Genomic DNA, 25,024 nt, shown 5'->3' on the forward strand with positions numbered 1-25,024 from the left:
TCACGCCGCCATCCTGTCGCCGAGCCGGTCGAGGAAGGCGCAGCAGGCGGCCAGTTCCGATTCGGCGATCCATTCCTCCGGTTGATGCGCCTGCGCCACGTCGCCCGGGCCGCAGACCAGGGTGGCGATGCCGGCGTTCTGGAAGACGCCCGCCTCCGTCGCGAAGGGCATCCGCGCCGCCCCGCCCACCGCGCCACAATCTACCGCCAGGGCAAAGAGCGGATGCGCGGGGTCGAGGCTGAGCGGCGGGGCGTGGCAGCGCCGGCGGATGTGGAACGCCGCCTCTGGCGCCCTGTTGCGCAAATCGGGCAACAGCGTGTCGCGCGCGAAGGCTTCGAGCGCGTCGCGCACCGCCTCCGCCGAATCGCCGGGCACGGCGCGCGCCTCGAAGACGAATTCCGCCAGGTCGGGCACGATGTTCAGGATGCTGCCGGCCCGGAAGGTGCCGGTATGGACGGTGGTATAAGGCGGCACGAAGCCCTCCGCCCGGCGCCCCTCGGCGGCGAAGCGGCGGGCGGCGTGTTTGAGAAACACCACGGCCTCCGCCGCCGCCTCCAGCGCATTGGCGGTGCGATGCGCCTGGGAAGAATGGCCGGTACGGCCCGTGACCTCCACCTCCCAGGAGGCATAGCCCTTATGGGCCACCACCGGCGCCATCAGGCTCGGCTCGCCGACGATGCACAGCGCCGGCGGCGGCCCGGCCTCGCTGAGGCTGTCCACCAGCAGGGGCGCACCCGCAAAAGTGGTTTCCTCGTCGAAGGACAGGCAGAGGTGGATCGGCCGCGCCATGGGCTTCGCGAGCAGGCCCGGCACGGCGGCCATGACGCAACTCCAAAAACCCTTCGTGTCGACGGTGCCACGCCCGGTCAGGCGGCCGTGGTCGCGGCGCAGCCCGAAAGGGTCGGCGGCCCAGGCCTGGCCCTCCACCGGCACGCAGTCGCTATGGGCGGAGAGCGCGACGCCGCCCGCCACGCGCGGCCCCAGCACCGCATGCAGCGCCGCCTTGCCGCCTTCCGGGGCGAAGACGAGCCGGCTTTCCACGCCCTGCAGGGCGAGGTCGTCCCGCACGAAATGCACCAGGTCGAGGTTGCTGCGCGCGCTGGTGGTGTCGAACCCCACCAGCCGGTCCAGCATCGCGACCGCCTGTTCCGCCGCCATCCATGAATCTCCCGTAAGGCAGTCTATACGGCAGGGGGATGGCGGCAATCGCGGCTCCGTTTCGCGTATTTCAACGGCCTCCGCGTGACCGCGCCGTGCCGGTCAGGCGACCGGCCCGCCGGGATTACTGCGCCAGGCCCAGCTCCCGCAGCACGGTGCGGTTCATGGTGCTTTCCTCGGCGAAGCGGCTGCGGAAGGCGGCGCCGGGCAGGTAGCGCGGCACGGCGTTCAGCCGCTCCGCGGCCAGCTTGAAGGCGGGGCTGGCGACCGCGGTGGCGCAGGCGCGCTCGATGGCCGCCGCCGCGGCCTCCGGCATATTGGCCGGGCCGATGAGGCCGCCGGCGGAGCTGCCATCGATCGGGAAGCCCAGCTCCGCCACCGTCGGCACCTGCGGCAGCGCCGGCATGCGTTCCCGGCCGAAGACGCCCAGCATCGGCAGGCCGGTATTGGTGGGGATGGAGGGGCTTTCGACGAAGACCTGGATCTGCCCGCCCAGCGCGGCCGTGGCCATCGGCCCGGCGCCGGTGAAGGGCACGTGCAGCCCATCCACCCCCGCCGCCTTCAGCAGGGCGGCCATCAGGATATGCTGGGTGCTGCCCTGGCCGGGGGAGCCATAGATCAGCGCCTCCCGCCCCGATTTCGCATGGGCGATCATGCCGGCGAAGTCCTGGAAGGGCGCGCCGCGGCCGCCCACCAGCACCTGCGGGTTGTCATAGACCAGGCAAAGGAAGCGGAAGCTGTCCATGGAATAGGACAGGCTTTGCAGATGCGGCTGCGCCGTCAGCGGATTGTTCGGCGACATGCCGATCGTGTAGCCATCGGGCGTCGCACGGGCCAGGGCAGCATCGCCGATGGTGCCCGCCGCGCCGCCGCGATTGGCCACCACCACCGCCTGGCCGAGCGCCTGGCTGAGTTCCGTCTGCAGCGCGCGGGCCATCAGGTCGGTATTCCCGCCCGGCGGATAGGGCACGATCATCTGGATAGGCCGGGAGGGATAGGCGTCCTGGGCCAGAACGGCGGGGGCCATCGCAGGCACGGCAGCGAGGAGAAGGCCGCAGGCCAAAGCGGCGCGGCGCGTGAAATCGGACATGGATGTTTCCCCGGAGGTCTTGCTTACCTCCGGACGGAAGCCTGGGGGAACCGAGCGGTCAAGCGCGCCGGCCGGCGGCGGGCTCGGCGCAGGCCATCACCGCGCCGCGCGCGCTTCCGCCACCAGCCGCTGCAGAGCCGGCAGGTCGACCGCGCCCGGCACCAGCGTCTGGCCGATGACCAAGGCGGGCGTGCCCTCGATGCCCAGCGCCTGGGCCAGGCCGAGATTGGCCTGGATGCGGGCCTGCACCGCCGGGTCGTCCATGTCGCGGCGCAGCCGCGACCAGTCGAGGCCTGCGCGTTCGGCCTGCTGGCGCATCACCGGCTCTGTGGGTTCGTTGCGCAGGACCATCAGCGCATCATACAGGCGGCTGTAGCCCCCCTGCCGCTGGGCGGCGAGCAAGGCGCGGGAGGCGAGCACGCTGTTCGGGCCGAGGATCGGCAGGTCCTTCATCACCACCCGCAGATTGGGGTCGCTGCGGATCAGCGCCTCCATGGTCGGATGCAGTTGCTTGCAGTAGCCGCAGCGGGCGTCGAAGAACTCCACCAGCGTCACGTCGCCGCGCGGATTGCCCTTCACCGGGTCCGCGGGGTCCTCGAACAGGGCGGCCGCCTGGGCGGTGATGGCGGCGCGCTGCGCCTCCGCCCGCGCCTGCTGCTCCGCCGCCTCCAGCCCGCCGATGGCATCCCGCAGGATGGTCGGGTCCTCCCGCAGCGCCTGGCGCAGGATCTCGACGATCTCGGCCCGCTGGGCGGGGGTGAAGCCCTGGGCCCATACATGGGGGGCCAGAACCGTGACAGGCACCGCCAGGGCCAGGATGACGGCGGCACAGCGAAGCATCTTGCGCATGGAATTCCTCATCGGCCGCGTTGCGACGTGTTCTCGACCTCGGCCGCGTTGCGCAGATCCTGCGCCCGCAGCCGTTGCGGGCCTGCGGGCAGCGCCGCTTCCGCGCGGCGGGCCAGCATGCGGGCGGTGCGGGCGTCGCCCTGTAGCAGCGCCTCCTCCGCCAGGGCCAGGTCGGCCAGCGGCATGTTGCCCAAGCGGCCCTGGGCGATGGCCACCTGGCGCCAGACGAAGGCGCTTTCGCGTTCCGTCCGCAACGTCGCCTCCAGCTCCTCCAGCGCCTGGCGAAGCTGGGCCGGCTGGCCGAGCTCGATCAGCACGCGGGCATGGCTGAGCCGGATCATCGCCTCGTCCGGGGCGAGTCGGCTGGCCATGTCATAGGGGGCCAGCGCCTCCGCCGGGCGATGCCCCTCGAACAGGATCTGGCCCTTCAGCTCATGCAGCCAGGGGCTGCGCGGCGATTCGGCGATCAATTCATCGATCAGCACCACCGCCTCCGCGATGCGGCCGGAGCGGAACTGGGCGATGGCGCGGGCATAGCGGGCGGGGCGGGCATTGTTGCCCGGCGGGTAGCGGCGCCAGGTGCTGGAAGGCGGATCGATGAAGGCGTCCAGCTTCGCCCGCACCATGGCGAACTCCTCCTCGAACCCCGCCGGCAGCGGGGCGTCGGAGAAGCGGGACCGGGCGATATGCTCGCGGGCGAATTCCAGCCGGTCGCGCGACAGCGGGTGGGTGCGGAAATAGGGATCCTGCCGGCCGACGGCCAGAAGCTCCTGATCCAGCAGCTTTTCCAGCAATTGCTCCAAGCCGCGGGCGGACCAGCCGAGGCGGTCCAGATAGGTGACGCCCGCCTGGTCCGCCGCCTGTTCCTGGCTGCGGGTGAAGGCGTAGAACTCCCCCATCGCGGCGGCCTGGCCACCCAGCACGCCGGCCATCACCGCGTCGGCCCGCCCGGTTGCCGCAGCCGCCGCACCGCCCAGCAGCATGGCCGCGACGGAGCGCAGCATGGCCGCGCGCATCTCATCCGGCAGGCGCGCCAGGTGGCCGCCGGCGATATGGCCGGTCTCATGCGCCAGCACGCCAATCACCTCCCGCACCGATCCCGCCTGCTGGATCAGGCCGGTGTGGATGAACAGCCGGTTGCCGGTGCTGACGAAGGCGTTTATGGCGCGGTTCTGGATCAGCGTGGTCCGAACCAGTCCCGGATCCACCCCCGCGGTACGGAACAGGGGGTGGGACAGGCGCCGGATCAGGTTTTCGGTCTCGGCATCCCGGATGGTGACGATGCGCTGCGACGCCGCTTGCGCCGCGGCCTGTCCAGGGACGACCAGCACGGCGAGAAGGGCGAGGACAACCAGCATGACGACCAGCTTGGTGCCAGCGATCGAGAAGGCCAGGGGGCGCGACATGGGCGCCAGCCTAGCGCGATCGGTGCCCCCTTCACACCCTTCGCATCGGAACGCCGGCAAGGCGGCCCTGATGCTGGCCCTGCTGCCGGCGCTCGCGGCCTGCGGCGGGCTGACCGACTCGGGTGGCGGCGTGCAGGCGGGCCAGGAAGGCTTCGTGCGCGGCTTCCTGGGCGGCATCGCCACGGAGGAACCGCGCGCCTCGCTCACCGGGCGCAACACCCTGTCCACCGGCGGTTCCGCCGCCGATGCGGCGGTGTCCGCGGCGCTGATGCTGGCGGTCACCCAGCCCTCCCGCGCCGGGCTCGGCGGCGGCGGCGCCTGCCTCGTCTATACGCCGAGCCGCAATGAGGTGGAGGCCATCGTCTTCCCCGCCGGCGCCCGCGCCGCGGTGCCGGCCGGCGCCGACCGCCCGGCCGCCGTGCCGCTGATGGCGCGCGGGTTGTTCGCCCTGCATGCCCGCGCCGGCCGCCGGCCTTTCGAGGAGTTGATCGCGCCGGCCGAACAGGCCGCGCGCTTCGGCACCGAGGTCAGCCGCGCCTTCGCCGCCGACCTCGCCGCCGTCGCCGGCCCGCTGTTCCAGGACCCTCAGGTGGCCGCGGTCTTCGCGGGCCCCGGCGGGCAGCCGCTGCAGGCCGGGGCGCGGATGACCCAGGCCGACCTCGGCGCCACCCTCGCCACGCTGCGCACCGCGGGCGTCGGTGACCTGCACCAGGGCGGCTTGGCCCGGCGGCTGGAGGAAACCTCCCGCGCCGCCGGCGGCGGGCTGACGGTGGAGGAGCTGCGCGCGGCGGTGCCGCAGGTGATGCCGCCGCTGCAGCTGCGCGCCGGCAACGACCTGGTCTCCTTCCTGCCGCCGCCCGCCGATGGCGGCCTGGCGGCGGCGGCGGCCTTCGCGGCGCTGCAATCCGGCGCGGCGCCCGATGCGGCGGCGCTGCGGGCGGAGGCTTCGGCGGCGGCCTGGCGGGCGCGGGGTGGCGATGCCATGGCGCTGCTCTCCGCCACCGACCTGCCCGGCGGCGGGCTCGGCGTGCTGCCGGCCTCGACCGGGCTGACGGTGGTGGACCGGGACGGCATGTCCGTGACCTGCGCCTTCAGCATGAACAACCTGTTCGGCACCGGTCGCATCGCACCGGGCACCGGCCTGCTGCTGGCCGCCGCGCCGGGCATCGGCCAGGTGCGGCCGGCGCTGCTCTCGGCCGGGCTGGTGCACAGCCCCAACCTGCGCGCCTTCCGCGCCGCCGCCGCCGGCAGCGGCCAGCAGGGCGCGCCGCTGGCGGTGGCGCTGCCGCTGGCGCGTGTGCTGGCGGGCAGCGACGCCGCCTCGGCGGTTGGTTCGGCGCCGGAGCCGGGGCGGACCCAGTTGATGGCCTGCCCGCGCTACCTGCCGGGCGACCTCAATAGCTGCCAGGGCCTGACCGACCCGCGCGGCGCCGGCCTCGCCTTGGGCGCCGTGGACCGCTGATGGCGCTGAAGGCTGGCAAGGGGGCGGCGGCGCCGCCCTTCCTGGTGATGGATGTGATCGCGGCCGCCAATGCGCGCGCCGCGACCCTGCCGCCCGGCGCCATCCTGCGCATGGAGGTCGGCCAACCCGGCAGCGGCGCCCCGCGCGGCGCGGCGGAAGCGGCGATACGTGCGCTGCAGGCCGGCAATCCGATGGGCTATACGGAAGCCTTCGGCCTCGCCTCGCTGCGCGCCCGTATCGCTGCGCATTACGGGCAGAAGTACGGGGTGGCGGTGCCGGCCGGCCGGATCGCGGTGACGGTCGGTGCCTCCGGCGCCTTCCCCCTCGCCTTCCTGGCCGCCTTCGATGTCGGCGACCGGATCGCCATGGCCGCGCCCTTCTACCCGCCCTACGCCAATATCCTGGCCGCGCTCGGCATGGTGCCGCAGATGCTGGCCTGCGATGCCAGCACCCGCTTCCAGCCGACGCTGGACATGCTGGACAAGCTGGACCCGCGCCCGGATGGGCTGATCGTCGCCAGCCCCTGCAACCCCGCAGGCACCATGCTGGCGCCGGAGGAGTTGGCCGCCATCGCACGCTGGTGCCATGCCAATGGGGTGCGGCTGGTCTCCGACGAGATCTATCACGGCCTGTCCTATGGCACGGTGGCGGAGAGCACGGCGGCGGCCTTCTCCCCCAGCGCCATCGTGGTGAACAGCTTCTCCAAGTACTTCTCCATGACCGGCTGGCGCATCGGCTGGCTGGTGCTGCCGGAGGATCTGATCCGCCCGGTGGAATGCCTGGCGCAGAACATGTTCATCAGCGCGCCGCATATCGCCCAGGTGGCGGCCGAGGCGGCCTTCGACTGCACGGAGGAGCTGGAGGCCAACAAGGCCGGCTATGCCCGCGCCCGCGCCGCCCTGCTGGCGGGCCTGCCCGCCGCCGGCTTCGACCGCATCGCCGCCGCCGATGGCGCTTTTTATCTGTGGTGCGATGTCGGGCACCTGACCAATGACAGCCTGGATTTCTGCGCCCGGATGCTGGAAGGGGCGGGCATCGCCGCCTCCGCCGGCGTCGACTTCGACCGCGATCGCGGTGCTCGCTTTCTCCGCTTCAGCTATTGCGGGGCGGAGGCGGCGATGGTGCAGGCGCCCGCGCGGCTGAGGGAATGGCTGGGGCGCTGACCCCGCCGGCCCTGGCGGCGGCCTCCAGCGCCCGCAGCGGCAGGTCGCGCCCGGTGGCGGCAAGGTCGTTGACCAGCATGGCCGCCGCGGCGCCCTGCTCCGCCAGCACCTCGCGCGCCACGGCCTCCAGCCAGGCGATCCGGGCCGGGACGCAGGCCGCCCAGTAATCCGCGCCCGGGTCGGGTTCCAACGTCTCCAGCCGCCGCAGCGCGGTCCGGTCGCCGGCCAGGGCGTCCCGGGCCAAAGCGAGGGGCACGGCGAGGCCGGGGCGGGGCTCCAGCAGGTCGAGGCAGGCCTGAAGGAAACGTTCGAGCACCGCCGCCTGCCCGTCCGGCCCCGCGGCCTGTTGCCGCAGCAGGGCCAGGACGGCGGCCAGTCGGCGCCCTGCCCTACGCCGTCCGCGCCGGCGCCGTGCCATGAAGTGCAGGCGCTGGGCGACAGCCGCGAGCCAGGTGGGCATTACGTCGCCAGCGCTCCACCCCACCGCCACCATCCAGCGGGCAGCGCGGCGGCCGCGCCGGCTGCCTCCGCCGCCGTGGCGAACAGGCCGAAACAGGTGGCGCCGGAGCCGCTCATGCGGGCCAGCAGACAGCCTGGCCGGGCCGCGATGGCGGCCAGCACTTCGGCCACAGGCGGGCACAGGGTGATGGCGGCGGCCTGAAGGTCGTTGCCCAGCGGGCGCAGCCAGTCGGCCAGATCGGCAGCATCGGCCCAGGCTTCGGGCAGGCTGGCCTCGGGCGAGAAGCCACCCTGCCGGGCGCGGAAGACGGCGGGGGTGGCCAGAGGCAGGCGCGGATTGGCCAGCAGGAGCCCGCAGGGCGGCAAAGACGGCACGGGGGACAGCACCTCCCCCACCCCCTGCATCCGCGCCGGCTGGCCGGTGACGCAGACCGGCACATCGGCGCCCAGCCTCTCGGCCATCGCCGGCAGATCGGCCGAGACGCCCCAGAGCGCGGCCAGCACCCGCAGCGCGGCGGCCGCATCGGCCGAGCCGCCGCCGATGCCGGAGGCGATGGGCAGATTCTTTTCCAGCCGCAGCGCCGCGCCCCGGCTCACGCCGGCGGCCTGCGCCAGGGCGCGGGCGGCGCGCAGAACCAGATTGTCCGGCTCCGCCGCCAGCGCCCCCGCCTCCGGCCCCGCCAGGGACAGCGCCAGCGTGTCGGCGGGGGTCGCGCTGACGCGATCACCCACCCCGGCGAACACCGCCAGACTGTCCAGCAGATGAAACCCGTCCGCCCGCCGTCCGGTGACGCGCAGATACAGGTTCACCTTCGCCGGGGCGAAGCCCGGATCGAGCCTGCTCAATCGCGGCGCTGCGCCGTGGAGGCCGGCGGGTCCGGCAATCCGTCGCGCAGTTTCGCGGTGATCTTCGCCAATTCCTCCGCCTCCGGCTCCAGCCCCATCGCCCGGCGCCACTGGAAGCGCGCCTCCTGCTGGCGGCCGGCGGCCCAATAGGCGTCGCCCAGATGGTCGTTGATGACGGAATTGCGCGGCTCCAGCTCCACCGCGCGTTCCAGCGTGCGGATGGCAGCCGGGATGTCGCCCATGCGGAACAGCGCCCAGCCGAGGCTGTCGACGATATTGCCATCCTCCGGCCGCAGCTGCACCGCGCGTTCCAGCATGGCCCGCGCCTCCGCCAGGCGGTTGCCCTGCTCCACCCAGGTGTAGGCCAAATAGTTCAGGACATAGGGCTGTTCGGGCGCGAGCTGGAGCGCGCGCTGGAAATCCGCCTCCGCCCCAGGCCAGTCACCGGAGCGTTCGCGGCTGATGCCGCGGGCGTAGAACAGCGGCCAATCGGTGGCATTCGGCGCGGCGATGCGGGCGACGGCGCCATCATAGGCGACCACCGCCTCCGGAAAGCGGCTGCGGGCACGCAGCAGGTCGCCGAGCCGGGCGAGCGGCTGCGGCGACTGCGGCAGGTCGGCGGCCAGCCCGCGCAAGGCGGCCTCGGCCTCCGGCACCCGGTCCATGCGGTCGAACAGGGCGGCGCGGCGGAGCGCGATGATGGGTGCCAGCGGGTCGCTCGCCGGCACCGCTTCCAGCACCGTCAGCGCGGTTTCCGGGTGGCGTTCCTCGGCATAGTTTTCGGCGATCAGCAGCAGGGTCGGGCTGAAATCCGGGCGCAGCCGCAGCGACAGCCGCGCCAGGATCAGCGCCGCATCCCCACCGCCCTGCTGGCGCAGCGCGGCGGCCAGAGCGAGGTAGGATTCGGCGATGCCCTCCACCGGCGAGGACACGGCGCGGCTTTCCATCAGCGCGCGCCGGCCGGCCGGGGTGGCGGCAGCGAGCGCGTAGTCCCCGAGCCCGCGGGCCAGGCCATCGACCAGCGCCATCGACTCCGCCTCCCGCCCGCTGCGGGCCAGGATGGCGGTGGCGAGTTGCAGCAGGCGAAGGGAGGGTTCCGGCGTTTCCGTCAGGGCTAGCCGGATGGCGCGCTCCGCCTCCCGCGGTCGGCCGGCGACATCGGCGATCAGCGCCATGTGCAGCAGGTGCAGGCCGCGCAACCGCCCGGCCTCCGCCAGCGGGCGCAGGGTGGCCAGGGCCGCATCGGTCTGGCCGCGTCCCTGCTGCACCCAGGCCAGCAGCAGCGGCTTCAGCAATTGGGAGGGACCCTGGTTCGGCAGGGCGCGGATGCGCTGCTCGGCCCGTTCCCAGCGCCCGGCGGTCGCCTCCGCCCCGACCAGCAGCAGGGCGGCGGCCTGGTTGTTGGGCAGGCGGCGGGCCAGGCGCAGGGCCTCCGGCCGCCCATCGAGCAGCGCGGCGGCGAAGGCGCGGTTCAGCAATTCCGGCTGGTTCGGTTCCCGCCGCAGCGCCTCCAGCAGCCGTTCGGCGGCGATGCGCGTATCCGTCTCGCTCTGGGCGAAGCGGCCGGCGAGGTAGTTGCCGAAGACGCCATCGGGTTCCGCCTCCGCCACCGGGGTGGCGGTGGTGGCGGGGCTGGGCGTGCCGGCCGCAGCGCAGCCGGACAGCAGCGCGGCCGCGAGGAGGAGGGCACGGCGGGGCGGGACGGACCAGATCATGGCGGAACCCTAGCAGGCAAATCCGGCGCTCCGCCAGCAGGGCTTGGCTGCGCCGCAGCATGACGCCAGCCACGCCATATGTCGAAATATTATGACCGCGCTTTCATCCATGGCCCATATTGCTGGCTGTTACACGTTCCGGCTCAATCGTCACTTGCGGGAGTAGAATGCCAATGCGTCGCCCTGTCCTCGCCCTTTTCGCGCTGCTCGCGGGCTTGTTGGCCGCCGGAGCCGCCGAGGCACAGAACCGCTTCTGGCTGGTCAATGAGACCGGCCGCACGATCGAACGTGCCTATGTCTCATCCTCCCGCGTCCAGGATTGGGGGCCGGACATCCTCGGCACCTCGGTGCTGCCGTTCCGCGAGAGGGTCTGGGTGGTCCCGGCCTTCGGGGACTGCATCCTGGATATCCGGGTGACCTATCAGGGTGGCGGCGAAGCGACCCGGATGCGGGTGAATGCCTGCGGGCTGAGCCAGGTGGTCTTCGGCGGCCGCGGCAGTGCGGGCGCCGGAGCGCAGGTCTCCCCGGCGCGGCCGGCGGGGATGAATCCCTCCTTCAACTTCGTCAACGGCACCGGCATCACGATCCGGGAGTTGTATGTCTCGCTGTCCACGGATGGTGGCTGGGGGCCTGACCGGCTGGGCACGCAGGTGATGCAGCCGGGCCAGCGCATCTCGGTGCGGCTGCCGGCGGGCGTGACCTGCGCGGTGGATATGCGCGTGGTCTATATGGACGGTCGCGCCTTCGAACGGCGGCGGCAGGAAACCTGCAGCCTGAACAGCTTCGTCTGGCGCTGATTCATACCCAGCCGAGCAGCAGCCACAGCGCCGCGCCACCGGCCCAGAGGCCCATGGTGGCGCGCTCGCTGGCCCCCAGCCGCTCCGCGATCGCGGCGGGGATGGCGGCGCTGAGCAGGGTGGCGGTCGCCACGATCAGGCTGGCGCCATAATAGACCAGCTCATGCACCGGGGTGACCACCTGCGGATACCACAGCGGCCACAGGCCGAAGACCAGCCCGGTGGCGGGGCTGGTCATGCCGGTCAGCAGGCTGGCCGAGATGGCGAAAAGAAACAGGGTCTGCGGGGTCATGCGCGCGCCCTCATCCCGCCGCCGGGGCCGCCGCCGGGGCCAGCGAGGGGGCCATCCCGGCGGTCCACATGGCGATGCCGAAGGCCATGCGGAAGGTGAAGACCCAGAAGGCGGCCACCAGCGGCAGGAAGACCGGCGCCACATAGCGCGGCACCAGCAGCGCCGCCCCGCGCACCGCCCAATCCGTCAGCCGCCGGAACCAGCGCCAGATATACAGGGGACTGTCGGGCGGGACGAAGAACTGCATGGTGAAGCGGCCAATCAGTGTCCAGCCCACCACGGCGAGGCCATAGGTCACCAGCCAGAAGGGCAGATGGCCCAGGATGAAATGCGGTTGGTCCATTTGGTCCCTGTATTCGCAACAGCGGAACATGAGTCGGGCGGGGCACCTTCCGGCACCCCGCCCGGGTTTCAGGCACGGAAGCGGCGGATCAGTCCAGCACCTTCTCGCCCGCCACCATGCGCACGCCGCCGCGCGGGGTGCGGATGCTGTCGATGAAGTCCTGCATCGCCTGGGACGGCGCGGGCGTCATCAGGCTGACCACGAAGGTCGTCAGGAAGGCCGCCGGAATGCCGAACAAGCCGCAGGAAATGTTGCGGATGCCAAACCACAGCGGCATGCCGTAGTACTGCGTGCCGACCAGGTAGAACAGGCAGACGCCATAGCCCACCACCATGCCAGCCACCGCGCCCGCGGAGGTGGTTCGCTTCCACCACACCCCCATGACCAGCGCCGGGAACAGCCCCGATGCGGCAATGGAGAAGGCCCAGGCCACCATGGCCAGGATGCCCGCGGGCCGCGTACTGGCCACCCAGGCGGCGACGATGGCGACGACGATCAGCAGCACGCGCGCCACCACCAGCCGGCGCTTGGAATTCGCCTGCGGGTCGATCATCCGGTAGTAGATGTCGTGGCTGAGCGCATTGGCGATGGCCAGCAGCAACCCGTCCGCGGTGGACAGCGCCGCCGCCAGGCCACCGGCGGCCACCAGCCCCGCGATGACATAGGGCAGGCCGGCGATTTCCGGCGTCGCCAGCACGATGGCGTCGGCATTGATGATGAATTCGCGGAATTGCAGGATGCCGTCGGCATTCGCGTCATTGATCCGCACCAGGCCGATATTGGACCAGATGCTGACCCATTCCGGCAGGCTGGCGATCGGCGCGCCGATGACGTTGGTGAAGACTTCCAGCTTGGCGAAGGCCGCATAGGCCGGCGCGGTGAAATACAGCAGGAAGATGAAGAACAGGCTCCAGGCCACGGACTGCCGCGCATCCCGCACCGAAGGCGTGGTGAAGTAGCGCATCAGGATATGCGGCAGGGAGGCGGTGCCCAGCATCAGGCAGAAGATCAGCCCGAAGAAGTTGATCGGGTCGGAGTTGATGAAGGGCGTGATATGCGATGGCGCGCCCGCCAGGGCCTCCTTCGTCTGGCGCAGCATCTCGATCTGCTCCAGCGCCTGGCCGTACATCAGTTGCGGCACCGGCACGCCGGTGACCTTGGCCGAAAGCAGCACCACCGGCAGCAGATAGGCGATGATGAGGATGATGTACTGCGCCACCTGGGTCCAGGTGACCGCGCGCATGCCACCCAGCATCGAACAGACCAGGATGCCCGCAAGGCCGACGAAGACCGCCAGTTCGAAGGAAATACCGAGGAAGCGCGAGGCGATGATGCCCGTGCCGAAGATCTGCGCCACGACATAGGTGAAGGACGCCGACATCAGCACGATCACGCCCGCCAGCCGCGCCAGGTTGCCGCCATAGCGCGCGCCCAGGAAGTCAGGCACGGTATAGGCGCCGAACTTGCGCAGATAGGGCGCGAGCAGGATGGCCACCAGCACATAGCCGCCGGTCCAGCCGAGCACGAAGGCCAGGCCGTCATAGCCCTGGATGTACAGCGTGCCGGCCATGCCGATGAAGGAGGCGGCGGACATCCAGTCCGACCCCGTCGCCATGCCGTTGTAGAGTGCCGGGACCCGCCGCCCCGCCACGTAGTATTCCGAGACCTGCGCGGTGCGCGACAGGTAGCCGATCAGCGCATAGACGCCGATGGTCAGGAAGACGAAGAGGTAGCCGATGATCCGGTTCGGAACGCCGACCTGCTCCAGCACCGCCAGCACCAGCACGAAGGCGGCGAAGCCGCCCGTGTACCAGCCGTAGATGCGCCCGAGATTGGAGAGGAAGTCGCCGGATTGCGCCTTGGGGGAGTCGGACATCTCATTCCTCCTCCACGCCGAATTCCTCGTCGATCGCGTTCTGGCGCTTGGCGAACCAGAACAACTGAACGACGAAGATGATCAGGCTGCCCTGGGCCGCCATGTAGAAGCCCAGCGGAAAGCCGAAGATCGTGATGGTGTTCAGGCTGGTGGCGAACAGATGCACACCGAAACCCGCCACCGCCCAGATCGCCAGCATGGTCCACATCAGGCTGGAGGTGCGCCGCCAATAGGCGTCGCCCGTTGCCCGATCCACCGCGGCCGTGTCCGGCCCACGCGGTCCCTTCACATCCCCCACGAGCGGCATGCGAAACTTTCCCTCTTTCCTGGTGCCGACTTTGCGGCTTGTTCCCCACCCTCCCGGCGCGCAGGACACGATCCGGGAGTAAATCGTATGCGATCCATCGGCTAGCACGTTCCGGAATCGTCACGCAATATCGTTGCTCATCGGGAGATCAGAACGCAATGCTCTCGTGGCTCACGCGCCACTTTCAGGATGCACGAAGCAGCGATCCGGCCGGCTTCGGGGATTTCCTGGCCCGCCAATCCGCCTTTCTGGCCCAGAAGCCGCTGGTCGATTACTGCAAGGTCAAGGCCGGACGGGGGGAAAGGGCGCTCTTCGCCGACCCGGACTTCCAGGCCGCGCTGGCGCATTGCCGCTGGCAGACCCTGTCCGGCGCCACGCTGGATATCCTGGCGGCGGCGGAGGCCTGGCTGCGGCCGCATGCAACAGGGGCCGAACCGATCTTGGCCACAGCCCTGGCCGCACTCGGCCGCCAGGGCCTGGCCGAGGCGCCGGCGCCTGCCGAGGAACGCCCGGGGCTGGAGGCGACGGCGGCGGTGCTGGAGGCGCATCTGCTGGCGCTGCAACAGGACCCGCCCCTCGGCGCGGACCGGCTGCGGATGCGCTGCGAGGCGCCGCTGATGGCCACCCTGCCGGTCCATCCGGACCAGCGAATTGGCGAGACCCCGGCGATCCGCGGCGCGCTGCGCTTCCATCTGGTGGCGGCGCAGCAGATGATGGAAAAGCGCTTCGACGCGGCCCCGCTGACCCGCAACCTGCTGGCAGCATCCCATTGAGGCAGGCCGTGCCGATGGTTGCGCGACGCCGCATCCCCGGCGCAGGCTATAGCCAAGGCCGCCCGCGCGCGGTCGCAGGAGGATCACCCACCATGCCGGACGGCACCGCCCCCCTTTTGCAGCGCCAGGACTGCGAAGGGGGCGTCACCCGCCTGACCCTGAACCGGCCGGACAGCCGCAACAGCCTGTCCTTCGCCATGCTCGGCGCGCTGCGCCATGGGCTGGAGGAGATCGCCCAGGATCCGCGCATCTGCGTGCTGGTGCTGGCCGCCGCCGGCCCGGTCTTCTGCGCCGGCCACGACCTGCGGGAGATCACCGCCCATCGCAATGACGAGGATGCCGGCCGCGCCTTCTTCGACGCCGCCATGCACCGCTGCGCGGAGGTGATGCAGGCCATCACCGCTTTGCCCCAGCCGGTGATCGCGGAGGTGCAGGGCGTGGCCACCGCCGCCGGCTGCCAGCTCGTCGCCACCTGCGACCTGGCGGTGGCCAGCGAGGCGGCGCGGTTCTGCACGCCCGGCGTCGATATCGGCCTGTTCTGCTCCACCCCCGCCGTGGCGCTGTCCCGCGCCGTGGCGGCCAAGCCGGCGATGGAGATGCTGCTGACCGGCGCCATGGTGTCAGCGGCGGAGGCCCAGCGGATCGGGCTGGTGAACCGCGTCGTGCCGGCGGCCGAATTGTCGGAGGCGACCATGGCGCTGGCGCGGCACATCGCCGATCGCAGCGCCCATGCGGTGCAACTCGGCAAGGCCGCCTTCTATCGCCAGCGCGGCCTGCCTTTGGCGGAGGCCTATGCGCATTGCGCGGCGGTGATGACGGACAACCTGATGGCGACGGATGCCGAGGAGGGTATCGGCGCCTTCCTCGGCAAGCGGAAGCCTGTCTGGGGCCGCTGACAAGAACCAGGCGCCAAGCCGCAGAGACGACCGAGGAATCCGAGAATGGCTGCCATCGATTACGACGCCCTGCCCCGCACCCCGGCCAACCACCAGCCGCTGACGCCGCTGCTGTTCCTGGAACGCGCCGCACTGACCTTCCCGGATCACCTCGCCGTGGTGCACGGCGCGACGCGCCGGAATTACCGCGACCTGCGCGCGCGCTGCGTGGCACTGGCCGATGCGCTGACGAAGCGCGGCGTGGCGCGGGGCGATACGGTGGCCGTGCTGCTGCCCAATACGCCCGCGATGCTGGAATGCCATTACGGCGTGCCGATGGCCGGCGCCGTGCTGAACACGCTGAACACGCGGCTCGATGCCGGGACCATCGCCTATTGCCTCGACCATGGGGAGGCGAAGGTGCTGGTGGTGGACCGCGAATTCGTGCCGCTGGCGCGCCTGGCGCTGACGCAATGCGCGGTGAAGCCCTTGCTGGTGGAAGTCGACGACGCCGAGGCCAGCGACGCAGCGCGGGCCAACCGCCTGGACGGCGCGCTGGATTATGAGGCGCTGGTGGCGGGGGGCTCGGCGGATTTCGCCTGGACGCTGCCGGGCGATGAATGGGACGCCATCTCGCTCAACTACACCTCCGGCACCACGGGGCGGCCGAAGGGCGTGGTCTATCATCACCGCGGCGCGCAGTTGCTGGCCATCGGCAACATGCTCTCGGCCGGTATCGGCAAGCATCCGGTCTATCTCTGGACGCTGCCGATGTTCCATTGCAATGGCTGGTGCTTCCCCTGGTCGATCACCGCCCAGGCCGGCACGCATGTCTGCCTGCGCGCGGTGCGCGGCAATGCGATGTGGGCGCTGATGGCGAGCGAGGGCGTGACGCATATGTGCGGCGCGCCGATCGTCATGGCGACGCTGCTGGCCACCGCCGAGGCCGAGAAGAAGCCGCTGCCGCATCAGGTGCAATTCGTCACCGCCGGCGCGCCGCCGCCGGAGGCCGTGCTGGGCGCGATGAAGGAAGCCGGCTTTGCCGTCTGCCATGTCTACGGCCTGACCGAATGCTACGGCCCCTCCGTGGTGAATGAGTGGAACCATGCCTGGGACGCGAAATCCGCCCAGGAGCAGGCGGCGCTGATGGCGCGCCAGGGCGTGCGCTACATCGCGCTGGAGGGTCTGACCGTGATGGACCCCGATACCATGGCGCCGATCCCCGCCGATGGCGTGACGATGGGCGAGGTGATGATGCGCGGCAACGTCGTGATGAAGGGCTATCTCAAGGACGCCGCCGCCACCGAAAAGGCCTTCGCCGGCGGCTGGTTCCACACCGGCGACCTCGCGGTGACCTATCCGGATGGCTACATCCAGCTCAAGGATCGCTCCAAGGACATCATCATCTCGGGCGGCGAAAACATCTCCTCCATCGAGGTGGAGGATGCGCTGTACAAGCACCCGGCCGTTGCCGTCGCCGCCGTGGTGGCAAGGCCCGATGCGAAATGGGGCGAGACGCCCTGCGCCTTCATCGAACTGAAGCCGGGTGCTGCGGCGACGGCGGAGGATCTGATCGGCTGGTGCAAGGACCACCTGGCCAGCTTCAAGGTGCCGCGCCATGTGGTCTTCGCGGAATTGCCGAAGACCAGCACCGGCAAGATCCAGAAGCACATCCTGCGCACGCAGGCGCGTGAAGGCACGGTATGATTTTTTCCCTTGCGGCGCGGCATCGCCGCAAGGCAAGCTTTCCACAGTCGTCAACAACCGAAAGGAGGTGATCCAGTGTCTCATGGAATGCAGGCGGGCGCCGGGTCCGCGGGCTGGATCATTGCCACCGCCACAGCGGGGGCGAGTCACTAGGCTCGAAGGCGGCGACGCCACATCACCCATGCCAAAAGGCCCCGGCGGAGCGATCCGCCGGGGTTTTTCTTTGCCAATTGACAGGACTCCCCGGGCGGCGTGACGATCCGTCCTCGCCATAAAATCGGGGGCTTCAATCAATGTCTTGGGCACGGGGCCTTTCGGCCGCGTTCGTCGCCGCTTGCGCGACCTTCTTCCAACCCGCACCGGCCGCCGCCGGGCCGACGCTGGATGCGATCCGCGCGCGCGGACTGCTGGTCTGCGGCATCCATACCGGCGTCGCCGGCTTCGCACTGCCGGACAGCCGCGGCGAATGGCAGGGCATGGATGCGGATCTCTGCCGCGGCGTCGCCGTCGCCATCTTTAACGATGCCAGCAAGGTGCGCTTCGTCGCGCTGTCCTCCTCCACCCGCTTCACCGCGCTGGGCTCGGGCGAGGTCGATGTGCTGTTCCGCACCTCCACCCAGACCATGCTGCGCGACGTCACGCTCGGCCTGCGCCATGCGGTGACCTATTTCTACGACGGCCACGGCTTCATGGTGCGCAACAACCTCGGCGTCTCCAAGGTGTCGGAGATGCGCGGCGCCACCATCTGCCTGATCCAGGGCACGACGAACGAGCAGGTGACGGCGGACTACTTCCGCAGCATCAACGTGCCCTTCACCCCGGTGCTGTATGAACGCACGGACCAGGCCAGCGCCGCGCTCCAGGCCGGCCGCTGCGACGCCTTCGGCACGGATGCCTCCCAGCTCGCCGGCGTGCGGTCCTCGATGACCCGTCCGGCGGATTGGACCATCCTGGATGAGCGATTCTCGAAGGAGCCCTATGGCGCCTATCTCCGCCGCGGCGACGACGAATGGTTCGACCTTGTGCGCTGGTTCACCTATGCGGTGATCGAGGCGGAGGAACAGGGCGTGACGCGCGCGAATGCGGAACAGATGCGCCGCACCAGCGTGAACCCGAACACCCGCCGGTTGTTGGGCGTGACGCCGGAACTCGGCCAGTCGCTGAAGCTGGACCCGGCCTGGGCCTATAATGTGGTCCGCACGCTGGGCAATTATGGCGAGATCTACGACCGCCACTTCGGGCCGAGCACGCCGGTGAACCTGCCGCGCGGGCCGAACCGGCTCTGGACCGACAGTGGGCTGATCTACGCGCTGCCGTTGCGTTGAGGCATGGGCGGCGGCGGGTCAGATCCCGCCGCCATCCACGACAAAGCTCTGCGACGTGACCATGGCGCTGTCATCCGCAGCCAGCCACAGCACCATGCGCGCGAGATCCGGCGGCATCACCTTCCGCTTCAGGCACTGCTTCGCCATGTGCCGCTCCACGGCTTCCGGCGTCGCCCACAGCGCCTCCTGCCGCTCGGTGAACACCCAGCCAGGCACAACCTCGTTCACCCTGATGCCGTCCACGCCCAGGTCGCGCGCCAGGCCGCGGGTCAGGCCGCGCACGGCGGATTTCGCGGTGGTATAGGCGGGCATGCCGCCGGTGCCGCTCAGCCAGCTGACGCTGCCCATATTGATGATGGACCCCGCCTTCGCCTCGCGCATGGCCGGCGCCACGGCCTGGGCGCAGAAGAACATGTGGCGCAGGTTGGTCGCCATGCGCTCGTCCCAGTAGTCGGGCTCCACCGTCTCCAGCCCATGCCGGTCGTCGCGCGCGGCATTGTTCACCAGGACCTGCACCGGGCCGAGCAGATTCGCGACATGGGCCATGGCGGCCCGCAGCGCGGCGATGTCGCGCAGGTCGCAATGGACGAACAGCGCGCCGGTTTCCGCCGCCACGCGCTGGCCGCCGGCATCGTCGAAATCCAGGAAGGCGACGCGCGCCTGCTGGGACGCGAATTGCGCCACCACCTCCGCCCCGATGCCCGAAGCCCCGCCCGTCACCAGCACCACGCGCCCGGACAGCGACGGGTAGATCGCGAAGCTCATGGCTGTTCTCCCGTCAGCAGCGGCCGGGGATCGAGGAAAAGCTGGTACCAGGACAGCGAGAAATGCAGATGCGGCCCGGTGACGCGGCCGGTGGCGCCCATCAGCGCGATGCGCTCCCCCTGCGTCACCACCTGGCCTTCGCGGGCGATGCGCTGGGACAGATGCGCATAGAGCGTGTTCACCCCATGGCCGTGATCCACCACCAGGATCTGCCCGAAGAAGTAGAAATCGCCCGACAGCGTGACGCGCCCCGGCAGCACGGCATGGATCGGCGTGCCGGTCGGCGAGGCCACGTCCAGCCCGTAATGCGGCTGGCGCGGCTGGCCGTTCAGGATGCGCTGGCTGCCGAAGACGCCGCTGATGCGGCCGCGCGCCGGCCAGGTCAGGTCGCGCATGAAGTCGGTGCCGGCGCTGTCCACGCCGCGCGCCGTGGCCAGCCGGGCCCGTTCCGCCGTGATGCGCGCCAGCGCGGACTCGTCCGGCGTCACCATGGCCGGCGGCAGGCCGGTGATGCGCTGCACGTCCCAGTCCCGTTTTTGCACGGGCAGGCGCCGCGTTTCGCGCCGGCCACCGGGATGGGTGATGGTGAGGTTCGCCGAGTCATCATGGTCGCGGCCGAATCCCATGGCGAAGAAGCCCTCCGGCGAGACGCGCACGGCGCGGCCCTCCAGCGCCAGGGTCGTGCCGGGCGGCGCCTGGCCGCGCAGCAGCGCGCCCTGGGCGGCCTCCCCTTTCCAGGTGATGGCCTGCGCCGCCCGGGCGAGCAGCAGTGCGGGGGCGGCAAGAATCAGGCGTCGTGCGATCATAGCAGGCTCTCCTGTGCCGGAGGTTTCTTCGGCGCGCGCGCGCGCTTCGGCGCCTCGCCGTCGGCCGTCGCGGCGACCTCGCCATCGGCGAAGACAATGGCCAGCTTCGCCCCCGGCGCCACCTGGGCGGCCCGGGTCAGCGCCTGCCCCTGCGCGTCGCGCACCAGGGAAAATCCGCGCGCCAGCACGGATTGGTAGGACCCGGCTTCCAGCCGCGCCGAGGCCCCGGCCAGCCGCGCCGCCTTTTCGCGCAGCAAGGCGGCGAGCGGCGCAGGGGAAAATGCCTGCAAGGCGCGGGCGCCCTGGGCGCGCTGGACCAGCCGGGCGAAGGCCGCGCTTTTGCGGCCTTCCAGCAGCGCCAGCGTCGCGCGGCGGGCGGCGATGCCGGCGCGGGGGTGGGGCATGGGCAGGCGGGCCAGCGAGTCCCGCCGCCGGTCCAGGAAGTGGCGCAGGGCGGGGGCCAGCCCCTCCCCGGCCTCGTCCAGGCGGCGACGCAGGTCGGTCACGCGGGCGGGCACATCCGGCAGGCGGCGTTCCAGCCGCAGCAGCACCGTCTCCGCCGCGCGCAACTGCCGCATCATGGCGCCGCGCAGCCGCGCCTCCCGCTGCGCCAGGTCGGCCAGCAGGTCGAGCCGCGCCGGCACCGCCAGTTCCGCCGCCGCCGTGGGCGTGGGCGCCCGGCGGTCGGAGGCAAAATCGATCAGCGTGGTGTCGGTCTCATGCCCCACGGCGGAGATCAGCGGGATGGGGGAGGCCGCGGCGGCGCGCACCACCACCTCCTCGTTGAAGGCCATCAGGTCTTCCAGGCTGCCGCCGCCGCGCGCCACGATGATGACATCCGGGCGCGGGATCGGTCCGCCTTCCGGCAGCGCGCCGAAGCCACGGATGGCGGCGGCGATCTTCTCCGCCGCGCCCTGCCCCTGCACCGGCACCGGCCACAGGATGATCCGGCGCGGGAAGCGGCGCAGGATGGTGGTGCGGATGTCCTGGATCACCGCGCCGGATTCGCTGGTGACCACGCCGATCACCAGCGGCAGGCGCGGCAGGGGCCGCTTCCTGTCCTCCTCGAACAGACCCTCGGCCAGCAGCTTCTTGCGCAGCATTTCGATGCGCGCCAGCAGCGCGCCCTCGCCGGCGAATTCCAGGCGGTCGATCACAAGCTGGTATTTGGAGCGGTCGGCATAGGTGGTGATGCGGCCGGTGGCGATCACCTCCACCCCGTTCTCCGGCTGGATCGACAGGCGCGGCACGGCGGTCTTCCAGATCACCGCCTCCAGCTTCGCATTCTCGTCCTTCAGCGAGAGATACCAGTGGCCGGAGGGGTAGCGCTTGGCCTCGCACACCTCGCCCCGCACGCGGACGCGGCCGAAGGCGCCTTCCAGCGTGCGGCGCACCGCGCCGGCGATCTCGGCCACCGCATATTCGGGGATGTTGCTGGGGGGGTTTTCGGCGGGCGTCGTGTCCATCGGCGGACCCTATGCTAGGAGGCCCCCGACGCGGAAGCCGGGCGGGGATATCGTGATGCGGGTGCTGGTGGTGGGCGGCGGTGGCCGGGAACATGCGCTGTGCTGGGCGATCGCCAAATCGCCGCGTCTGGGCAAGCTGTTCTGCGCCCCGGGCAATCCGGGCATCGCCGAAGTGGCGGAATGCGTCGCCATCGGCGCAGAAGATATTCCCGCGCTTGCCGCCTTCGCCATGTCCCAAAAGATCGACCTGGTGGTGGCGGGGCCGGAGGCGCCTTTGACCCTGGGGCTCGCCGATGCCTGCGCCGCGCTGGGCATTCCCTGTTTCGGCCCCTCCGCCGCCGCCGCGCAGCTCGAGGGCAGCAAGGCCTTCTGCAAGCAGGTGGCGGATGCCGCCGGCGTGCCCACCGCCGCCTGGGCGCGCTTCGAGGATGCCGACGCCGCCCGCGCTTACCTGCGCGACAAGGGCGCGCCGATCGTGGTGAAGGCGGATGGGCTGGCCGCCGGCAAGGGCGTGGTGGTGGCCATGACCATGGCGGAGGCCGAGGCGGCCATCGCCGCCATCATGGAGGACCGCATCCATGGCAGCGCCGGCGCCGCCGTGGTGATCGAGGAGTTTCTGGAGGGCGAGGAAGTCTCCTTCTTCGCGCTCTGCGATGGGACGGAAGCGCTCGCCTTCGGCGCGGCGCAGGACCACAAGCGCGTCGGCGATGGCGATACCGGCCCGAACACGGGCGGCATGGGCGCCTATTCCCCCGCCCCGGCTTTCACGAATGCCCTGCGGGACGAGGTGATGGGCCGCTTCATCCGCCCGACCCTGGCGGAAATGGCGAAGCGCGGCGCGCCCTTCCGGGGTGTGCTCTTCGCCGGGCTGATGCTGACCGCCAGCGGCCCGAAACTCATCGAATACAACGTCCGCTTCGGCGATCCGGAATGCGAGACGCTTCTGCCTTTGCTGCGCAGCGACCTGCTGCCCGTGCTGCTGGCCGCCGCCAGCGGCAGCCTCGCCAGCCTGACGCTGGACTGGGAAGCGGCGCATAGCCTGGTCGTGATCCTGGCCGCCGAGGGCTATCCCGGCACACCGCGCCGCGGCACCGAAATCCGTGGCCTGGAGCGCGCGGCGGCGATCCCCGGCGTGCAGCTCTTCCACGCCGGCACGGTGCGGGACGCGGCGGGCGCGGTGCGGGCCAATGGCGGCCGCGTGCTGGCCGTGCAGGCCAGCGGCGAGACCCTGGCCGCCGCGCGGGAGGCCGCCTATGCGGCGGTGGATGCCATCGACTGGCCGGAAGGTTTTGGGCGGCGCGATATCGGCTGGCGGGCGCTGTAGCGCCTCACACCGGCTCCGGCCAGACGAAGCGCTGCCGTTCCAGATAGGCGAGCCGGGCCGCCAGGTCATCCGACGCGCAGGCCATGGCGGAGACAACGCCGACCCCCACTTGCCGGGCCTGCGGCGCATCCGTCTCCGGCGCCGCTGCCGCCTCGATGGCGATCTCCAGAACCGCGCCCGGATCGGCGATTTCCAGCGCCGCCACGGCCTGGGCGCCGGCGGCCAGTTCCAGCAGCAGCGGCTCCGCCCCCGGCGTCGAGAGGGTGACGCTCTGTGCCGTGGCCGGGGCGCGCAGCATCAGATGCAGCCGCAGCAGCCCGGGCGCCGGCTGGCCCTGGGGCGTGTCCAGCGGCAGGCGCAGCAGCGCGCGGCCCGGGCGGGTCCAGCAGCCCCAGGCCTCCGCCCGATGCCAGCCCTCCCCCGCGCGCAGCAGGTCGGCCAGCGCCATGGCGGGGTCGGGCAGCGGGGCGGCGATCTCCGCCAGCCGGTGCACGGCGCCCAGGGCGGCGGCCATCGGCGCGGCCTCCGCCAACGGTGGCGCGGCGGCGAGGCGGCCGAGCAGGTCATCCGTCACCTGCCGCCAATCGCGCAACTTCAGCCCGGCGCGGACCTTCGCCTCCTGCGCCTGCCGGAAGCCCGGCTCGAAGACCAGCCGTTCCACCGCATCCAGGAAATCCGGCTCGCTCTGGTGGCGGAAATGCAGGGCAAGGCCGAGCCCGGCCTCCTTCAGCCCGCTATGGTCCGGCGCCAGCGTCGCCTTGCCGTGGGACAGGGCCTCCGTCACCGGCAGGCCCCAGCCCTCATGGAAGGAGTTGTAGAGGGTGAACAGCGCGCCCTCATACAGCCCGGCCAGGGCGGAATCCGGCACATCCGACAGCAGCCGCACGCCGTCCCGCAGGGCGGGCGCATTGCGCAGCAGCGCCAGAGTGGGGTCGGAGAGGTAGCCGGGGCGGCCCACCAGCACCAGCAGCGGCAGGGCGCCCGGCCCGTGCCGTCGCGTCAGCGCCAGCCAGGCATTCAGCACGAACAGATGGTTCTTCCGGGACTCCAGCGTGCCGACGAACAGCACATAGGGCCGCCCGGCCAGGGCCGCTGCGCCCGGATGCTGCCGCGCGCCCGGCGGCACCCGCGCCGGCAAAGCATCCAGCCCCAGCACCTCGGCCGGGGGTTGCGGCAGGCCGGGCAGGTGCTTGTCCCGCAACGCCTCCAGATCCCGCCTTGTGGCGTCGGAGACGGTCAGCAGCAGGTCGGCATGGGCGCCGAGGCCGGCGAACCAGCGGGCGAATTCCGCCACCGTCGCCGGCGCATTGTGCTCCGGCACCAGCAGCGGGCCGCAATCATGCACCAGCGCCGCATAGCGCACCCCATGCCGCGCCTTCACCGCGCGCAGCGCCAGGTGATAATCGCCCAGCCACCAGGAGGAGCCGAGGTTGACCAGCCAGGCGCCCTGCGGAAAGACCAGCTCCGGCGAGGCCGCCACCGCCTGCCGCCCGAGCCCCACCGCCTCCCGCCAGGCCGGGTCCAGCGGATCGGCGCCGGCGCGGGCCAGCGCGGCCAGGCGCAGGAAGATCTCCCGCGGCAGGCCGCGCCAGAAGCCGGCCTCCGCATCGAAGACCGCCAGCAGCACCGTGGTCGCGGCCACCCCCGGGCGCAGAGCCGGGCCGACGAGTTCCATCTGCACCCGCTGGATGCCGGATGGCGCACGGTTGCCGCCGAACCAGGACAGCAGGTCGGAGAGGTCGAAGACCACCGCCAGGTCGCCGAGCAGGGTCAGCCCACCGGCCTCCGCCGAGGCCGCCTCGCCCAGCCCGCCCTCGGCCAGCAGCGTCGCCACCTCCCGCCAGGCCTGCTCATTCTCGGGCGCGAGGTCCAGGGCGCGGCCATAGGCGAGGCGGGCGCCGGCGCGGTCGCCGGCCAGCTTCAGGGCATGGCCGATCTGGATCTGGAGGTCGGCATCGCCCGGCATCCCCCGCTCCGCCTGGCGATAGGAGGCGACGGCGCCGAGCGCGTCGCCCTGTTCCTTCACGCAATGGCCGTGCTGGACCCAGATGCCCCAATCCTCCGGCTGCCGCGCCAGCCAGGCGGCGTAGCCCTCGGCGGCGCCGCGCCAGTCGCGCGCATCGCGCCGGCGATCCGCCTCGCCCAGCAGGCCCGCACCCTCGCTCCGCCGCACACCATCCATGCCCGAAGAATCCCGCCCACCGTGTTGCGGGGGATGGT

At 71.4% G+C, this 25,024-nt stretch carries 23 protein-coding genes; 8 read left to right on the plus strand and 15 right to left on the minus strand.

From position 1 onward, the window contains the following. From argE to JJQ90_RS02525, 4 genes are all read right to left on the minus strand, one after another. Nucleotides 1–1,158: an acetylornithine deacetylase gene (gene argE / locus JJQ90_RS02510; RefSeq protein WP_216872868.1), complete on the minus strand. Its 1,158-nt coding sequence runs from the start codon at nucleotides 1,156–1,158 to the stop codon at nucleotides 1–3. A gap of 124 nt (nucleotides 1,159–1,282) precedes the next feature. Continuing rightward, nucleotides 1,283–2,248 carry a Bug family tripartite tricarboxylate transporter substrate binding protein gene (locus tag JJQ90_RS02515; RefSeq protein WP_216872869.1) on the minus strand — a complete coding sequence of 322 codons (966 nt, stop codon included), beginning with the start codon at nucleotides 2,246–2,248 and terminating at the stop codon, nucleotides 1,283–1,285. A 96-nt stretch (nucleotides 2,249–2,344) separates the two neighbouring features. Continuing rightward, on the minus strand, nucleotides 2,345–3,097 hold the full coding sequence (locus JJQ90_RS02520; RefSeq protein WP_230410308.1) for a DsbA family protein: 753 nt from the start codon (nucleotides 3,095–3,097) through the stop codon (nucleotides 2,345–2,347). Between the two features lie 8 nt (nucleotides 3,098–3,105). Continuing rightward, on the minus strand, nucleotides 3,106–4,503 hold the full coding sequence (locus JJQ90_RS02525) for a M48 family metalloprotease (protein ID WP_216872870.1): 1,398 nt from the start codon (nucleotides 4,501–4,503) through the stop codon (nucleotides 3,106–3,108). 70 nt (nucleotides 4,504–4,573) lie between these two features. Here JJQ90_RS02525 and JJQ90_RS02530 point away from each other — a divergent pair, with 70 nt between their 5' ends. Next, nucleotides 4,574–5,965 (plus strand): gamma-glutamyltransferase, encoded by a 1,392-nt coding sequence (locus JJQ90_RS02530; protein ID WP_216872871.1) that lies wholly within the window; start codon nucleotides 4,574–4,576, stop codon nucleotides 5,963–5,965. Continuing rightward, a complete protein-coding gene (locus JJQ90_RS02535) occupies nucleotides 5,965–7,128 on the plus strand; it encodes a pyridoxal phosphate-dependent aminotransferase (RefSeq protein WP_216872872.1) in 1,164 nt (387 codons plus the stop codon). Before JJQ90_RS02530 ends, JJQ90_RS02535 begins: the two co-directional genes overlap by 1 nt. Here the strand turns inward: JJQ90_RS02535 and JJQ90_RS02540 are convergent. Genes JJQ90_RS02540 through JJQ90_RS02550 form a run of 3 tightly spaced genes read right to left on the minus strand, consistent with a single transcriptional unit; the run spans nucleotide 7,058 to nucleotide 10,148 of the window. After that, nucleotides 7,058–7,588: a hypothetical protein gene (locus tag JJQ90_RS02540; protein WP_216872873.1), complete on the minus strand. Its 531-nt coding sequence runs from the start codon at nucleotides 7,586–7,588 to the stop codon at nucleotides 7,058–7,060. The two genes, JJQ90_RS02535 and JJQ90_RS02540, sit on opposite strands and share 71 nt — an antisense overlap. Beyond that, nucleotides 7,588–8,433 carry a 4-(cytidine 5'-diphospho)-2-C-methyl-D-erythritol kinase gene (locus tag JJQ90_RS02545; protein WP_216872874.1) on the minus strand — a complete coding sequence of 282 codons (846 nt, stop codon included), beginning with the start codon at nucleotides 8,431–8,433 and terminating at the stop codon, nucleotides 7,588–7,590. The genes JJQ90_RS02540 and JJQ90_RS02545 overlap by 1 nt, the downstream gene beginning before the upstream one ends. Further along, nucleotides 8,430–10,148: a tetratricopeptide repeat protein gene (locus JJQ90_RS02550; RefSeq protein WP_216872875.1), complete on the minus strand. Its 1,719-nt coding sequence runs from the start codon at nucleotides 10,146–10,148 to the stop codon at nucleotides 8,430–8,432. The genes JJQ90_RS02545 and JJQ90_RS02550 overlap by 4 nt, the downstream gene beginning before the upstream one ends. Before the next feature lie 173 nt (nucleotides 10,149–10,321). On the opposite strand from JJQ90_RS02550, the gene JJQ90_RS02555 reads away from it, so the two are divergent. Next, nucleotides 10,322–10,945, plus strand: a complete 624-nt coding sequence (locus JJQ90_RS02555; RefSeq protein WP_216872876.1) for a Tat pathway signal protein — start codon at nucleotides 10,322–10,324, stop codon at nucleotides 10,943–10,945. Between the two features lies 1 nt (nucleotide 10,946). Here the strand turns inward: JJQ90_RS02555 and JJQ90_RS02560 are convergent, their stop codons facing one another. The 4 genes from JJQ90_RS02560 to JJQ90_RS02575 all read right to left on the minus strand — a co-directional run bounded on the left by JJQ90_RS02560 (nucleotide 10,947) and on the right by JJQ90_RS02575 (nucleotide 13,763). Next, nucleotides 10,947–11,237, minus strand: coding sequence for a hypothetical protein (locus JJQ90_RS02560; protein ID WP_216872877.1), 291 nt, complete (start codon nucleotides 11,235–11,237; stop codon nucleotides 10,947–10,949). A gap of 10 nt (nucleotides 11,238–11,247) precedes the next feature. After that, nucleotides 11,248–11,580, minus strand: a complete 333-nt coding sequence (locus JJQ90_RS02565; protein ID WP_216872878.1) for a YggT family protein — start codon at nucleotides 11,578–11,580, stop codon at nucleotides 11,248–11,250. Between the two features lie 88 nt (nucleotides 11,581–11,668). Beyond that, the gene (locus JJQ90_RS02570; RefSeq protein ID WP_216872879.1) at nucleotides 11,669–13,456 is read right to left on the minus strand and encodes a sodium:solute symporter family protein; all 1,788 of its coding nucleotides are present in this window, start codon (nucleotides 13,454–13,456) and stop codon (nucleotides 11,669–11,671) included. Nucleotide 13,457: 1 nt separating this feature from the next. Then, nucleotides 13,458–13,763 carry a DUF4212 domain-containing protein gene (locus JJQ90_RS02575; RefSeq protein ID WP_216872880.1) on the minus strand — a complete coding sequence of 102 codons (306 nt, stop codon included), beginning with the start codon at nucleotides 13,761–13,763 and terminating at the stop codon, nucleotides 13,458–13,460. Between the two features lie 158 nt (nucleotides 13,764–13,921). Here JJQ90_RS02575 and JJQ90_RS02580 point away from each other — a divergent pair, with 158 nt between their 5' ends. From JJQ90_RS02580 to JJQ90_RS02595, 4 genes are all read left to right on the plus strand, one after another. Continuing rightward, nucleotides 13,922–14,536, plus strand: a complete 615-nt coding sequence (locus JJQ90_RS02580) for a hypothetical protein (protein WP_216872881.1) — start codon at nucleotides 13,922–13,924, stop codon at nucleotides 14,534–14,536. Nucleotides 14,537–14,628: 92 nt separating this feature from the next. Continuing rightward, complete coding sequence (locus JJQ90_RS02585) at nucleotides 14,629–15,432, plus strand: enoyl-CoA hydratase (protein WP_216872882.1); 804 nt, start codon at nucleotides 14,629–14,631, stop codon at nucleotides 15,430–15,432. A 45-nt stretch (nucleotides 15,433–15,477) separates the two neighbouring features. Beyond that, nucleotides 15,478–17,118: an acyl-CoA synthetase gene (locus JJQ90_RS02590; RefSeq protein WP_216872883.1), complete on the plus strand. Its 1,641-nt coding sequence runs from the start codon at nucleotides 15,478–15,480 to the stop codon at nucleotides 17,116–17,118. A 293-nt stretch (nucleotides 17,119–17,411) separates the two neighbouring features. After that, nucleotides 17,412–18,443 (plus strand): amino acid ABC transporter substrate-binding protein, encoded by a 1,032-nt coding sequence (locus JJQ90_RS02595; RefSeq protein ID WP_216872884.1) that lies wholly within the window; start codon nucleotides 17,412–17,414, stop codon nucleotides 18,441–18,443. 18 nt (nucleotides 18,444–18,461) lie between these two features. On the opposite strand, the gene JJQ90_RS02600 is transcribed toward JJQ90_RS02595, so the two are convergent. The 3 genes from JJQ90_RS02600 to xseA are packed head-to-tail and all read right to left on the minus strand — an operon-like array spanning nucleotide 18,462 to nucleotide 21,480. After that, nucleotides 18,462–19,208, minus strand: coding sequence for an SDR family NAD(P)-dependent oxidoreductase (locus JJQ90_RS02600; protein WP_216872885.1), 747 nt, complete (start codon nucleotides 19,206–19,208; stop codon nucleotides 18,462–18,464). After that, nucleotides 19,205–20,014, minus strand: coding sequence for a M23 family metallopeptidase (locus JJQ90_RS02605; protein ID WP_216872886.1), 810 nt, complete (start codon nucleotides 20,012–20,014; stop codon nucleotides 19,205–19,207). The genes JJQ90_RS02600 and JJQ90_RS02605 overlap by 4 nt, the downstream gene beginning before the upstream one ends. Continuing rightward, nucleotides 20,011–21,480, minus strand: coding sequence for an exodeoxyribonuclease VII large subunit (gene xseA / locus JJQ90_RS02610; protein WP_216872887.1), 1,470 nt, complete (start codon nucleotides 21,478–21,480; stop codon nucleotides 20,011–20,013). Before xseA ends, JJQ90_RS02605 begins: the two co-directional genes overlap by 4 nt. Nucleotides 21,481–21,535: 55 nt before the next feature. Between xseA and purD the strand changes: the two genes are divergently transcribed. Then, nucleotides 21,536–22,804 carry a phosphoribosylamine--glycine ligase gene (purD, locus tag JJQ90_RS02615; protein ID WP_216872888.1) on the plus strand — a complete coding sequence of 423 codons (1,269 nt, stop codon included), beginning with the start codon at nucleotides 21,536–21,538 and terminating at the stop codon, nucleotides 22,802–22,804. Between the two features lie 4 nt (nucleotides 22,805–22,808). On the opposite strand, the gene JJQ90_RS02620 is transcribed toward purD, so the two are convergent. Then, entirely contained in the window at nucleotides 22,809–24,986 is a 2,178-nt protein-coding gene (locus JJQ90_RS02620) for a glycosyltransferase (protein ID WP_216872889.1), read from the minus strand. Nucleotides 24,987–25,024 lie beyond the last annotated feature (38 nt).

Source organism: Falsiroseomonas oleicola (genome assembly GCF_019029495.1).
GTDB classification, from domain to species: domain Bacteria; phylum Pseudomonadota; class Alphaproteobacteria; order Acetobacterales; family Acetobacteraceae; genus Falsiroseomonas; species Falsiroseomonas oleicola.